This is a genomic window from Aquibium pacificum (genome assembly GCF_040839445.1).
In the GTDB taxonomy this organism is placed as follows: domain Bacteria; phylum Pseudomonadota; class Alphaproteobacteria; order Rhizobiales; family Rhizobiaceae; genus Aquibium; species Aquibium pacificus.
Window position 1 is genome coordinate 478,668 of record NZ_JBDPGJ010000004.1, and the last position, 13,185, is coordinate 491,852.

12 protein-coding genes are annotated in these 13,185 nt (G+C 67.8%); 11 read left to right on the plus strand and 1 reads right to left on the minus strand.

The annotated features are described in order from the left end of the window. Nucleotides 1–5: 5 nt before the first annotated feature. A complete protein-coding gene (locus ABGN05_RS18815; protein ID WP_367955576.1) occupies nt 6–188 on the plus strand; it encodes a hypothetical protein in 183 nt (60 codons plus the stop codon). A gap of 162 nt (nt 189–350) precedes the next feature. Beyond that, nucleotides 351–794, plus strand: coding sequence for a carboxymuconolactone decarboxylase family protein (locus ABGN05_RS18820; RefSeq protein ID WP_367955577.1), 444 nt, complete (start codon nt 351–353; stop codon nt 792–794). A gap of 42 nt (nt 795–836) precedes the next feature. On the opposite strand, the gene ABGN05_RS18825 is transcribed toward ABGN05_RS18820, so the two are convergent. Continuing rightward, a complete protein-coding gene (locus ABGN05_RS18825) occupies nt 837–1,640 on the minus strand; it encodes a lipid II flippase Amj family protein (RefSeq protein WP_367955578.1) in 804 nt (267 codons plus the stop codon). A 126-nt stretch (nt 1,641–1,766) separates the two neighbouring features. On the opposite strand from ABGN05_RS18825, the gene ABGN05_RS18830 reads away from it, so the two are divergent. The 9 genes from ABGN05_RS18830 (at nt 1,767) to ABGN05_RS18870 (ending at nt 13,117) form a co-directional block, all read left to right on the plus strand. Next, a complete protein-coding gene (locus ABGN05_RS18830; RefSeq protein WP_367955579.1) occupies nt 1,767–2,570 on the plus strand; it encodes a potassium channel family protein in 804 nt (267 codons plus the stop codon). A 108-nt stretch (nt 2,571–2,678) separates the two neighbouring features. Then, nucleotides 2,679–3,890 carry an ROK family transcriptional regulator gene (locus ABGN05_RS18835; RefSeq protein WP_367955580.1) on the plus strand — a complete coding sequence of 404 codons (1,212 nt, stop codon included), beginning with the start codon at nt 2,679–2,681 and terminating at the stop codon, nt 3,888–3,890. Between the two features lie 52 nt (nt 3,891–3,942). Next, complete coding sequence (locus tag ABGN05_RS18840; protein ID WP_367955581.1) at nt 3,943–4,281, plus strand: hypothetical protein; 339 nt, start codon at nt 3,943–3,945, stop codon at nt 4,279–4,281. A gap of 87 nt (nt 4,282–4,368) precedes the next feature. Continuing rightward, a complete protein-coding gene (locus tag ABGN05_RS18845; RefSeq protein WP_367955582.1) occupies nt 4,369–4,632 on the plus strand; it encodes a helix-turn-helix domain-containing protein in 264 nt (87 codons plus the stop codon). A 144-nt stretch (nt 4,633–4,776) separates the two neighbouring features. Next, complete coding sequence (locus ABGN05_RS18850; protein WP_367955888.1) at nt 4,777–6,492, plus strand: SulP family inorganic anion transporter; 1,716 nt, start codon at nt 4,777–4,779, stop codon at nt 6,490–6,492. 358 nt (nt 6,493–6,850) lie between these two features. Next, the gene (locus ABGN05_RS18855) at nt 6,851–9,127 is read left to right on the plus strand and encodes a PBP1A family penicillin-binding protein (RefSeq protein WP_367955583.1); all 2,277 of its coding nucleotides are present in this window, start codon (nt 6,851–6,853) and stop codon (nt 9,125–9,127) included. 148 nt (nt 9,128–9,275) lie between these two features. Next, nucleotides 9,276–11,519, plus strand: coding sequence for a transglycosylase domain-containing protein (locus ABGN05_RS18860; protein WP_367955584.1), 2,244 nt, complete (start codon nt 9,276–9,278; stop codon nt 11,517–11,519). A 91-nt stretch (nt 11,520–11,610) separates the two neighbouring features. Continuing rightward, entirely contained in the window at nt 11,611–12,360 is a 750-nt protein-coding gene (locus tag ABGN05_RS18865; RefSeq protein WP_367955585.1) for an SDR family NAD(P)-dependent oxidoreductase, read from the plus strand. Beyond that, nucleotides 12,341–13,117 (plus strand): class I SAM-dependent methyltransferase, encoded by a 777-nt coding sequence (locus ABGN05_RS18870; protein WP_367955586.1) that lies wholly within the window; start codon nt 12,341–12,343, stop codon nt 13,115–13,117. Before ABGN05_RS18865 ends, ABGN05_RS18870 begins: the two co-directional genes overlap by 20 nt. Nucleotides 13,118–13,185: the final 68 nt, after the last annotated feature.

The following is a 13,185-nucleotide window of genomic DNA, read 5'->3' on the forward strand; positions in this document are numbered from 1 at the left end:
GAAACATGACCATCCACAGACCGGCCCGCAGCCTCCCGGCGCGCATGAGGGACTGGTTCGAGACCCGCCGCCGACATCGCCACGAGATCGACGCCATTGCGGCGCTCGACAGCCTCAACAGCCACCTGTTGCGCGACATCGGAATGCGGCGAGACCGCCCTGCGGGGCACCGGTTCCCAGAGTACTAGGACCGCCTGCCCGCAAGACTGCAACCAGGAAAAACCGGGCGGCATCCTCCCCGCCGTCCGGATCACCGGACCGTCCACTATCGAACAAGACGCGTCCCGTCCCGGACCTGAAGGCGGTCCGGGAACGATCCTCCATGCCTTCACAACGGAAAGGACAATACCATGAGACACAGCATTCACCTGGGCGCCGCCCTGCTCGCCGCCTCCCTCGCACTCGATGCAGGCGGAGCGGCCGCACAGGAGGTCGCGACCGCGGAAGCCACCTACAAGGACATCGAGGCGACTTACGGCGTCGTGCCAACGTTCATGAAGATCTACCCCCGGCAGGGGATCGCGGGCGCATGGGCTCTCACCAAGAGCCTGGAAGTCGAAAAGGGCGCACTCGATCCCAAGGTGAAGTCACTGATCAACATCGCCGTGGCGGCGCAGATCCCGTGCCGGTACTGCGTGTGGATCGACACCAAGACTGCCCGCGACCTCGGCGCCACCGACGAAGAGATCGCCGAGGCCGTCGCCCAGGCCGGGCTGACCCGTCACTGGAGCGCGATCCTCAACGGCCTGCAGATCGACTTCGAGACCTTCAAGGCGGAGTTCGGCGGCGATTGAGCCGCCTGGCCGCGGCCTCCCGATCGGGCGGCCGCGGCAGCCTCATATCAGCCGAGCCACCCAGGCGATCAGCAGCGCAGAGGGCAACAGCAGTGCCTGTGCGAGCACCGTGCCGGCGAATCGGCTCGTGACCATCCAGATGACGGCGCGGCGGAAATCCTTCTCGCTGGCGCGGCCGGCGACCACGTCGTCGGTGAGGCCGGCCAAGAACGGGTCGATCACGACGAACATCATGATCGTGGCCACGCCGTTGATGATGGCCGATAGCGTGCTGGCAGTCACCCGATACTGGGGTTCGAGCGAACCGGCGTAGATGGCGGCGAGCGCGCCGACCGTCCAGAGTGCCGTGACTGCGATATTGAGCAGCACGATGCCCGCCGGGACGGCGCCTCCGATCCGCAATTGCCGGACGTTTGCATAGCGGGGCAGGGCGACGGATTGCGAAAGGAGCACCAAGCCACGCGGCGTGAGGGCGCGGACCATGAGGCGCGGAACGGAACGGGTGCGCCGGAAGGCGCCGACGGCGGCCGTGGAATAGCGCTGGAAGCTCGGAATGAGCAGCCCGCCGGCGAGCGTCGCCACAGAGGCGGCGGCGATGACCAGCGCGAAATCGAGCGCCAGGTGATGCAGGCCGGGATCGACGATCGCCGTCTCGACCCGCTTGGCGAGAAAGGGCGCCTGGAAGGAATTGGAGATCCGCGACACCAGCACGAGGATGTTGAACAGCGAGAACGCGACGGCGATGTGGCCGGTGCGGATGCCGGCGATGCGGAACGCATAGGCCAGCGTGCCGACGAGATGGATGACGAAGGTGAGCGCGAGAATGAAGGCGAGCTGGATATCCATGGCCGATCCGCGGTCGGTGACCAGTTGATTCGCGCCATCCTAAGCGCGCGGCGTGCCGCCCGCCATCGGGTGCTTGCGGTACCCGCCGGGCTGGACGCCGGGCGGCCGCCGCCCTAAGCCGGCAGTATGGCAGAACCCGATCGCCCCGACGCCCGCCCCTCCTCCCGGATCGGGACGTTGCGCCTTGCGCTTCGGCGGCTCTATTTCGGAAGCGACCTGACCGCGCTGCGATTCCAACTCGCGGTCCTGCTGCTCGATATGGTCATCATCGCCTTCTTCATCGCGTCGCCGCTGCTTCGCGAGCAGCCTTCCTTTCTCTGGCTCGACTACACGATCGCCATGTTCCTTGCGGGCGACACGGTCGCGCGGGCGCTGGCCTCCACCGACATCGGGCGCTGGATCAGGCGTCCGACGGTGTGGGTGGACGTGTTCATCCTTGCGACGCTGCTCTTCCCCTACGAACTCGCCAATCTCGGGTTCCTGCGCATCCTGCGGCTCTGGTCGCTGTCGCGCAGCGGCTTCCTATGGCAGCCTCTGGAAAGGAGGGGCTACGCCCAGTGGCGCGAGGCCCTGCAGGCGATGCTCAACCTAGCCACCTTCCTGCTGGTGGCGACCGGCTTCGTGTATACATTCTTCTTCCGAAACGGCACCGGCATCGAGGGCTACGTCGATGCCCTCTATTTCACCGTGGCGACGGTCACCACGACCGGCTTCGGCGACATCGTGCTTCAGGGGGTGTGGGGAAAGCTCACCGCGATCGTCACCATGATCGTCGGCATCTCGCTGTTCGTCAGGCTCGCGCAGGCGATTTTCAGGCCGAACAAAGTGTTTTATCCGTGCCCGCGCTGCGCGCTCCAGCGGCACGATCCAGACGCCGTCTTCTGCAAGGCGTGCGGACACCTCCTGAAGATCCCGGAGGAAGGCACCTGAGGCCGCTCCCGCACACTCGGCGGAAAACTTGTGCCGGGATGTCATTTTCAAGTGATCCGTGCGCCGACGTGGCGTAGCAATGCGTGGCAACGCAGTCCCAAGACCCCCATGCCGCACAGACCGGAGTTCCCGCCCAAGACCGCACATCCGCTTGCCGAAGGCATTCGAGGTCTGCACCATTCGTCGATCAGCACCGCCAACCAGCGTGCCGTCCTGATGATCGTCGCCACCACGCCGGGCGTCACCAACGCGGAAATCTCGCGGCTCTGCGGGCTGGGCGCGCAGACGGTGTCGCGCTTCCTCGCCGATCTCGAGAACGACGGACTGATCCGGCGCGGCGAGGTCAAGCGCGGACAGCCGGGACTCCCCGCAACGCCCTACTATCTGGTCTACGACAGCGTCAGGTCGCTCGGCGTGTCGATCGGCTGGCGGCACTGCGACATCGTACTGATGGACATGTCCGGATCGGCGAGCGCGATCGAGACCATCCACTACGACCATCCGGCGGAGACGGTGTTTTCCGACATCGCCGACAGGTGGAGGAAGATGGCGGGGACGCTGGACGATGCCGCGCGCGGGCTCATGAAGTTCGCCGGCGTGGCGGTGCCCGACGATTTCGCCGGCGACCTGCGGATGCTCGGCGCGCCGGAGGGCGTGCCGCAGGGCTGGAACATGCACGAAATCGCCCGGCGCCTGTCGGAGGCGACCGGCCTGCCGTTCCGCGGCTACAACCCGGGCCGCGCCGCCGCCTGGGCGGAGCATGCGGGACCCGGCAGTCCCTGGAAGGGCGATTTCCTCTATCTCCACATCGACGAGGTCATCAGTTCGGGCGTGATCGTCGGCGGAACCGCCTGGCGCGGCGGCAGCGGCGGCGCCGGTCCGCAGCTCGGCCGCACGCTTGCCGGCTGGCGCGATGGCGAACCGACCCGCCTGCAGGACATCGCCTCGCTCGCGGCGCTGCGGAAGCGCGACCGCGACGAGCACGTTCGCGGTTCCGAGGAGCCGGCCGGGACCGATCGCCTGTTTTCCTCGCCCGCCGCGGAAGCCTGGCTCGAGGAGGCGGCGGCGGCGCTGGCCTGGGCCTTCTCCAACACAGCCATGGTGATCGGCATGCGCCACGCGGTGCTCGGCGGCCCGGTGCCGCGGCCCCTGCTGACGCGCCTGTGCGCAGCGGTGCGGGAGCGCATGCGGGTCATCTGGCCCTGCGACTGCGAACTCCTTGCCGTCGACGTCGGTCTTGCCGGACCGGCGGCGCCGGCGATCGGGGCGTCCTATCTGCCGGTCTACGAGGACCTCTTCGCGAGGGAGCCGTCGGGCTAAGGTTCCTGCTGCAACAGCGATCCGCGCCACGGCAATTCAGGGGAACAGAGGCATGACGGTCTCGGGTTTTCTGCAACTCTCCCTGTCGACGGCGGTCTTCATCTCGGCGGCGAGCGCGGCCAAGGCGTGGACGCTCGCGCCGGGCGCCGGGAAGCTCGCTCTCACGCTCGCCCTCTACACCATCGGCAATCTGATCATGCTGCGGCTGATCCGCGAGTTCGGCATGGGGCTCGCCTTGTCGCTCTCGGCGGTAATACAGATCGTGGCGGTCAACATCGTCGCCTTCGCCTATTTCGGCGAGAAGGTGAACCTCCTCCAGGGCGCCGGCATCCTGCTGGCTATCCTGGCCGTCGGCCTGGTTTCGCTGGGACCCTATCTCGGCGGACGGTGAGCTCGACGCGTAGCGTGGCAAAAATGATACTTGAACCATCACTATCGAATGAATAACAATCATACTGCCGTCTGAAACGAGGATCGGGTGATCACAGCGACACAAATGCGCGCGGCGCGCGCTCTTGCGGGCATCGACCAGAAGACGCTTGCGGAGCGGGCAGGCGTCTCCCTGCCGACCATCCAGAGGATGGAGGCCAGCGCGGGCGTGGTGAGGGGCGTGGTGGACACCCTGATGAAGGTGGTCCAGGCGATCAACGATTCCGGCGTCGAGCTGATCGGAGAAGGCCAGGCGAGCGAGCGCGGTGGACGCGGCGTGCGCCTGAAGGCTCCGGCCAGCACGGACGGCTGACGGGCGGCGGGCGCCTTCGCGCACGCCGGCCCCGAAAGAAAGAAAGTGTCGCGACGGCGACCGCCGGCCCGCCGGCCCCGTGATCCGTTGAGGATATGGGGGCCGGCCGACGATCCCGCCGCCTTCGTCGAGGGAAGGCAGAACGTGCATTCGAACCCGTCCATCACGCCGGCGCCGGCGCGCCCGGATTTCGCCGAGCTCTTCACGCCCAAGCTCGTCACCGTTTTCCGCGAGGGCTACGGCCTGGCCGGTCTGCGCGCCGACGCGATTGCCGGGCTGACCGTCGCGATCGTCGCCCTGCCGCTCTCGATGGCGATCGCCATCGCGTCGGGGGTCGGGCCGGAGCGGGGGCTCTACACGGCGATCGTTGGCGGCTTCATCGTCTCGCTGCTTGGCGGCAGCCGGTTCCAGATCGGCGGCCCGGCCGGCGCCTTCATCGTGCTGGTGGCTGCGACCGTGGCGCGGCACGGGGTGGAGGGGCTGCTTCTCGCCACCATGATGTCGGGCGTCTTCCTGCTGGCGATCGGCTATCTCAGGCTCGGCACCTACATAAAATACATCCCCTATCCGGTGACGGTCGGCTTCACCGCAGGCATCGCCGTCATCATCTTCGCCAGCCAGCTGCGCGACCTGTTCGGGCTGACGCTCTCGGGGCCGGAGCCCGGCGCGCTGGTGGAAAAGCTGGCAGTCCTGTGGGCGGCGGCGGGCACGGCGAGCCCGGCCGCGATCGGGATCGCCGCGATGACGATGGTGCTCATCGGCGGTCTGAAGCGCTTCCGGCCGGGCTGGCCGGGCATGCTGGTGGCCGTGGCGGCCGCCTCGGTGGCGGCCTGGGCGTTCGCCTTGCCGGTGGAGACGATCGGCTCGCGATTCGGCGGCATTCCGCGCAGCCTGCCCATGCCGGCGCTGCCGAACTTCGACCCCGACCTGGTGAAGGCCGTGCTGCCCGACGCGATTTCCTTCGCGCTGCTGGGGGCGATCGAATCGCTGCTTTCGGCGGTGGTGGCCGACGGCATGACGGGGCGAAGGCACCGCTCCAACTGCGAACTGGTGGCACAGGGCTTCGCCAACATTGGATCGGCGCTGTTTGGCGGCATCTGCGTGACCGGCACGATCGCGCGCACGGCGACCAATGTGCGGGCCGGCGCGCGCGGCCCGGTTTCGGGCATGCTGCATTCGACCTTCATCCTGGCTTTCATGCTCGTCGCGGCACCACTGGCGGCCTACATCCCGCTCGCGGCGCTCGCCGGGGTGCTCGCGTTCGTCGCCTGGAACATGATCGAGAAGGACGCCTTCGCGGCGATCGCCCGCACCTCGCGCGGCGACGCCCTGGTGCTGGCCGTCACGCTGCTGCTCGTGGTCTTCCGCGACCTGACGGAGGGCATCGTCGTCGGCTTCGTGCTGGGCTCGCTGCTCTTCATCGACCGCATGGCGAAATCAGTCTCGACCGATGTCCACGTGCCGCAGGTCAGCGAGGACGTCGCCGACACCGTCAACGGCGGCCGGGTGGCGTACGATCCGGACGCCGCCAGCGACCCCGACACGGTGGTCTACCGAATCTCGGGCGCCTTCTTCTTCGGCACGGCAGCGACCGTCGGCTCCGTGCTCGACCGCATCGCCGACCGCCACAAGAATTTCGTCCTCGACTGCTCGGCCGTGCCTTTCCTCGACACCACGGCGCTCAACGTCATCGAAGGCGCGGCGCGCAAGGCCAGACACTCGGGCGTGCGCTTCATCATCGCAGGAGCGTCGTGCGAGGTGCGCAAGATGCTCATGGCGCACGGGTTGAAGGAGCCGGAGGTGGTGTTTGCGGGGAGCGTGGGAGAGGCCGGGACGGCATCGCGAGTCATGTCAGGTTGACATCTCCGGCATGCCGATTCCCGGCGTCCGGCGGATCCCGCCGATGTCGAGCATCCTCTGCCACGCCGTTCGATGAAGCGAGCAGAGTGGGTGAATGAAGCGCGATGGTACCTGACGCTGGAACAATGCCTCATGTCGCGGCGTTGCCAAGGGCAGCACCGTACCACAGGGATTCCGCTTCATGGGGCGCGCACTTCGCCGATACAGGCTTGCCTTCCGATATCTCGTGAAGGCGCTCACGCGCGACCTCGGAAATCTGCTGCCAAAGCGCGCGGCAGGTTCCGAAATATCCACGGAAACGCCATCCCGGGAACCGCCGACCGATCCTGTCCGCACCGGGCCATCACGCCGGAAACCTATGCTCCTTGCGACCGGCTCGGTCTTGGCCGTTGCGACGCTGGCGGGCATATCGGTTCTGGCCTGGGCGGTGAAGGATGTGCCGTGGGCAGAAATCAGCAAGGGCACCCGGCCGACGGTGGTCGTTCTGGAGGATTCACGCGGCAACGCAATCATTCCTCACGGCGCGTTTTCGGCCGAGCCGGCGAAACGGGAAGATTTCCCGCAACACCTCATCGATGCCGTCCTGAGCATCGAGGATAGGCGGTTCTACGACCATGCCGGTTTCGATCCCGTAGGGATCGCGCGAGCACTCGTCGAGAACGTCTTCGCCGGGAGAATACGACAGGGCGGCAGCACGATCACACAGCAGCTCATCAAGATCCGCTATCTCGACGACGACCGCACCTACAAGAGGAAGATACAGGAGGCCGTTGTCGCGTTGTGGCTCGAGTCGCGGCTGGACAAGGACGAAATCCTGACCCGGTACCTCAACAGCATCTACATGGGAGCGGGAGCTACCGGGATGCCGGCCGCCGCCCAGGTGTATTTCGGCAAGAACATCGGGGACGTGTCGCTCGCCGAGGCAGCGATGCTGGCCGGGATGATCCGCGCTCCGTCCCGCCTCAATCCGCGAGCGGACAGGGAAAAGGCTGAAGAGCGGGCGGGCGTCGTGCTGCGCGCGATGGAGGAGACCGGAGCGATAAGGGAAGACCAGACCGTCGCTGCCCTGGGAGAACTCGCGGGCATCGAACCCGTGAACCGGGAGGCAAGCCGCGGCGGGTGGTTCTCCGACTGGGTGGACGAGGAGGCCCGGAAGATTGCCGGCACGCTCGGGGGATCGGTGTCGGTCCGCACGACGATGGACCCGGAGATGCAGGCGCTCGCTGAGGAAGTCGTTTCGCAAGCACTGCAAGACAGCGCCGGCGATGGTGGGCCAACCCAGGCGGCTCTGGTCGCCATGCGGCCCGACGGCGCGGTGGTCGCGATGGTCGGCGGTGCGGAGTACGAGGCAGGTGGCTTCAACCGCGCCGTAGCGGCGCAACGGCAGCCGGGCTCGACGTTCAAGCTCTTCGTCTACCATGCTGCCCTTCAGGCGGGATACGACCCCCGCGACGTGGTGAACGATTCCCCCATCGAGATCGACGATTGGGCGCCCGAGAATTTCGGCGGCGACTTCAAAGGCCGGGTGACGATTGCAGAAGCATTCGCGCGCTCGCTCAATGCGGCGACCGTGCGCCTGGCGCAGGAGGTCGGCATCGAGAATGTCATCCGTTCGGCACGGGAACTCGGGGTGGACGGCGAACTCACAGGAACGCCGAGCCTGGCACTCGGAACGTCGGAAGTGACGCTGCTGGACCTGACCGGCGCCTATGCTTCGGTGCGTGCCGGACGTGTTCCCATCCAGCCTTCCGGAATCGCCGAGCTTCGCGTGGACGGCAGCCAGCAGCCGCTGCGGATCGGCCGGGGCGGCGGCGCGGTGATGGATCCGCGCGTCAGGCAACCCCTCCTCGGGCTCCTGCGCCTTGCCGTGGAGAAGGGGACGGGACGAGCAGCGGACATCGATGCCGGAACGGCCGGCAAGACCGGCACGAGCCAGAACTATCGGGACGCCTGGTTCATCGGCTTCAACGAACAACTGGTGGTCGGCGTCTGGGTCGGCAACGACGACGGTTCGCCCATGAAACGCGTCACCGGTGGATCGATCCCGGCCGAGATCTTCGCCGCCTTCCTGAGCCGGGCGGGGTCGCTCGCCTCGCCCGCGAACGAGGTCGACCGGGAACTGGTCACGTCCGCCATCGGCCAGGGAGAGCGGGGCGAGGTCGCTGCCTGCGACATTCGGGCGTGCGAGCGGCGATATCGGTCCTTCAGGGCATCGGACTGCACCTACCAGCCCCGCTCGGGGCCGAGGGAATTCTGTACGGCGGGCAATCCGCAACCCCGCGCGACGGCCGGAGGCGCCGGCGAGCAAACCGAAGGAACACTGTTCTCGACGCTTTTCCCGCAACGGGCGCCTGGCCAGAGGCTCTGCAATATCGCCGCCTGTGATAGGGAATACCGGTCCTTCAGGGCCTCCGATTGTACCTACCGGTCCTACTCCGGCCGTCGAAAGGTCTGCGAGATCGGCGTCGCTCCGTCGCAGGAGGCAGCCTTCGGAGCATTTACTCCGCGTGCGCAAAGGACGGCTCCGGCCGCTTCCTGCAACGTGCGCTCCTGCCAGCGCGAATACCGCTCTTTCCGAGCCTCCGACTGTACCTATCAGCCCTACCGTGGGCCACGGAGACTGTGTACCCGGTGAGGGCTCTAAGGACGCGAGCCGGTCGGCTTGCGGCTTCGCCGGGCCGGTTGCGGCCTCGCGGGAGAGCGGGTCGCTTAACACCCCCTTAAATCGCCGCCTTTAGTCTCCACCCCGACGGCCGGTCGAGGCCACACGACGGGCGGGGTCCATGGCGAAGCGCGGGAAGAGCGAGCGGATCGAGCCGAGTTTCGAAGGTTCGAAGGCGCGCGGAGAGCTATCGGTCAGCGAGAGCGACCGGGTGGTCCCCGCTGCGCGCGGCAAGGGAAAGGCCAAGGGCTCGCGGGGCGGCAAGACGGCCGGCTCCGGGCGCTCGGGCGGCCGCTCGGGTTCTGGCGGCGGGACGAGGTCCGCAGGTGGCCGCGGGAAGGCGCGGCGGCGGCGCGGCGGCGGGGTTTTCGGGTTCGTGCGCGGCATGGCCTACTGGATGCTGGTGCTCGGCATCTGGGCGGGCATCGCGGGCGCGGGGCTGACGGCCTACTACGGCGCGCGCATGCCCAGCGCCACGACGTGGTCGGTGCCCGACAGGCCGCCCAACGTGCGCATCGTCTCCGCCGACGGCAAACTGCTCGCCAACCGCGGCATGACCGGGGGCGAGGCGGTTGGGCTGCACGAGATGTCGCCCTACATCCCCCAGGCGGTGATCGCCATCGAGGACCGGCGCTTCTATTCGCATTTCGGCGTCGACCCGATCGGCTTCGCGCGCGCCATGGCGACAAACGTCGTGGAAGGCCGACTCGTGCAGGGCGGCTCGACACTGACGCAGCAATTGGCCAAGAACCTGTTCCTGAGCGCCGAGCGCACACTCGAGCGCAAGGTGCAGGAGGTGCTGCTGGCGCTCTGGCTGGAGCAGAAGCATTCCAAGGCGCAGATCCTGGAGATGTACCTGAACCGCGTCTATTTCGGTTCGGGCGCCTATGGCGTGGAGGCGGCCTCGCGGCGCTATTTCAACAAGTCGGCGCGCCAGGTGACGCTGTCGGAGGCGGCATTGCTCGCCGGATTGCTCAAGGCGCCATCGCGGCTTTCGCCGGCGCGCGACCCGAAGGCCGCGGAGGAGCGTTCGCAGATCGTGCTCGCCGCCATGGCCGAGCAGGGCATGATCGGCAATGGCGAGATGACGGCGGCGATGAGTGCGCCCGCGACCCGCGCCGCGGCCTACTGGACCGGCTCCGAGCACTATGTCGCCGACCGGATCATGGAGGAGCTTCCGGGCCTGATCGGCGACGTGCGCAAGGACGTGGTGGTGGAGACCACGATCGACCTGACACTGCAGAAGCTCGGCGAGAAATCGATCCGCGCGCTGATCCGCGAGAACGGCAAGACGCTCAATGTCAGCCAGGGCGCGTTGGTTTCGATCGACGGGTCGGGCGCGGTGCGCGCCATGATCGGCGGCTACGATTACGCCAACAGCCAGTTCGACCGCGCCTCGGAGGCGAGGCGCCAGCCGGGCTCGGCCTTCAAGCCCTTCGTCTTTCTCGCGGCACTCGAGCAGGGCCGCACACCCGAAAGTATCCGCAACGACGCGCCGGTGAGGATCGGCAAGTGGACGCCGGAGAACTACAACGGCAAATACTATGGCGAGGTGACGCTGACGGCGGCGCTGTCGAAATCGCTGAACTCGGTAGCCGCGCAACTCGCCATGGAGGTGGGGCCGAAGGCGGTGGTGGAGGCGGCGCACCGGATGGGCATCGAATCCAAGCTCGAGGCCAACACCTCGATCGCGCTCGGCACATCCGAGGTGACCCCGCTGGAGCTGACGGCCGCCTACGTGCCCTTCGCCAACGGCGGATACCGGCCCGAGCCGCATTTCATCCGCCGCGTCACCGACGCCTCGGGCAAGGTGCTTTATGAAGCCGGACACGGCAAGGTGCCGCGCGTCATCAGCCAGGAAGCCGTGGCGATGATGAACGCGATGATGGCCGAGACGATCCGCTCGGGCACCGCGCGCAAGGCGGCCTTCGGCTGGCCGGCGGCGGGCAAGACCGGCACCAGCCAGAACTCACGCGACGCCTGGTTCGTCGGCTACACGGCGAACCTGACCACCGGCGTCTGGTTCGGCAACGACGACGGCTCGCCGACGAAGAACGTCACCGGCGGCTCGCTTCCCGCGCTCGCCTGGCACGACTTCATGGTCGCCGCGCACGAAGGCGTGAAGGTCGCCTCGCTGCCGGGCGCCGGCTGGCGCAAGCCGATCCCGGACGTGCCTGGTCCGCGGCCGGTCCTGCCGGCGGGATCACCCGAGGACGATGCGCCGGCGGCGGCCACGACGGCGGCGCCGGCTGAACGGGAGCCGGCGACCACCGCCTCCATCGGCCATCCCGTGCCGGCGGCCGACGTCGGCGATGCGCGGAAAAAGCCGCTCGGCTCGATCATGGACGTCATCCTCGGCAACTGAGCGGCGCAGCCAAGGACGGTGAGGCGTCTTGCCGCTTCCCCTCGCCAGCGGCACCTGGCTCGGATAGATAGCTGGCGAGGAGACCCTGGCCATGTCCGAGACGGACCTTCGCAAGACCCTGATCCTGACCGGCGCCAGCCGCGGCATCGGGCACGCGACCGTGAAGCGCTTTTCGCGCGAGGGCTGGCGCGTGATCACCTGCTCGCGGCAGGCCTTTTCCGACGACTGCCCCTGGCCGCAGGGCCCGGAGGACCACATCAAGGTCGATCTGTCCGATCCGGAGGAAGTGGGCGCCGCCGTGGCCGACATGCGCCACCGGCTGGAGAGCACCGGCGGCAGGCTGCACGCGCTGGTCAACAATGCCGGCATCTCGCCGAAGCTGAAGGATGGCGGACGCATGAACTCGTTCGACACACCCATGCACGTGTGGCGTGACGTCTTCCAGGTCAACTTCTTCGCCCCCATCATGCTGGCGCGCGGGCTGTTCAAGGAGATGGAGGCCGCGCAGGGCTCGATCGTCAACGTCACCTCGATTGCCGGCACGCGCGTGCATCCTTTCGCGGGCACGGCCTATGCGACGTCCAAGGCGGCGCTCGGCTCGCTGACGCGCGAGATGGCGGCCGACTTCGGACCGCACGGCATCCGCGTCAACGCGATCGCGCCGGGCGAGATCGACACGGCGATCCTGTCGCCGGGCACCGACCGGATCGTCGAGACGATCCCTCTGAGACGGCTCGGCACCACGGCGGAAGTGGCCGACATCATCTTCTTCCTGTGCTCGCCGCAGGCGGCCTACGTCTCGGGCTCGGAGATCCACATCAATGGCGGCCAGCATGTCTGAGGCGGGCACGGTCGCGGGGCGGCCCTGTGCGAGCTACACCGATCCGAGGCTCGCCGCCGTCTACGACCCGCTGAACCCGCCGGATGCGGCGGACGCCTTCTATCTCGACCTGGCGGGCGACCGTCCGCTAACGATTCTCGACGTCGGCTGCGGCACCGGGCGGCTTGCGACGGCCTTGGCCGAACGCGGACACAGGGTCACCGGCGCCGATCCGGCCGGCGCCATGCTGGACGTGGCGCGCAGGCGGCCGGGCGGCGACAGGGTGCGGTGGGTGGAAGGCACGGCCGGCACGCTGGCTCTGGGGCCGGTTTTCGACCTCATCATCATGACCGGGCACGTGTTCCAGGTCTTCCTCGACGACGACGCGGTTCTGGCGGCGCTGGCAAACCTGCGCGAACACCTGGCACCCGGCGGAAAACTCGCCTTCGAGATGCGCAACGCGGCGGTGCGCGACTGGGAGACCTGGACTCCGGACGAGACGCGGGAAGTGGTGCAGGTGCCCGGCATCGGGCCGGTGGAGGTGTTCCACGACATCGCGGGCGTGGATGGGCGGCTCGTGACCTTTGAGACGCACTTCGTCTTCGGACCGGGCGATACGGCGCTCACGACGAGCACCCTGCGGTTCATGGACCATGGCGAGGTGGCGAGCTTCGTCGAAGCGGCGGGACTGCGGGCGCAGGCATGGTACGGCGACTGGGACCGGTCGGCGAGAACCGACGACAGTCCGGAGGTTATCGCGATTGCGGGACGGGTGTGAGGGAGGCGACGATTCTTGGGTCGTGCTCTTCGGGCAGACACGTGCTGCGAGACCCGCCTATCGTGTGA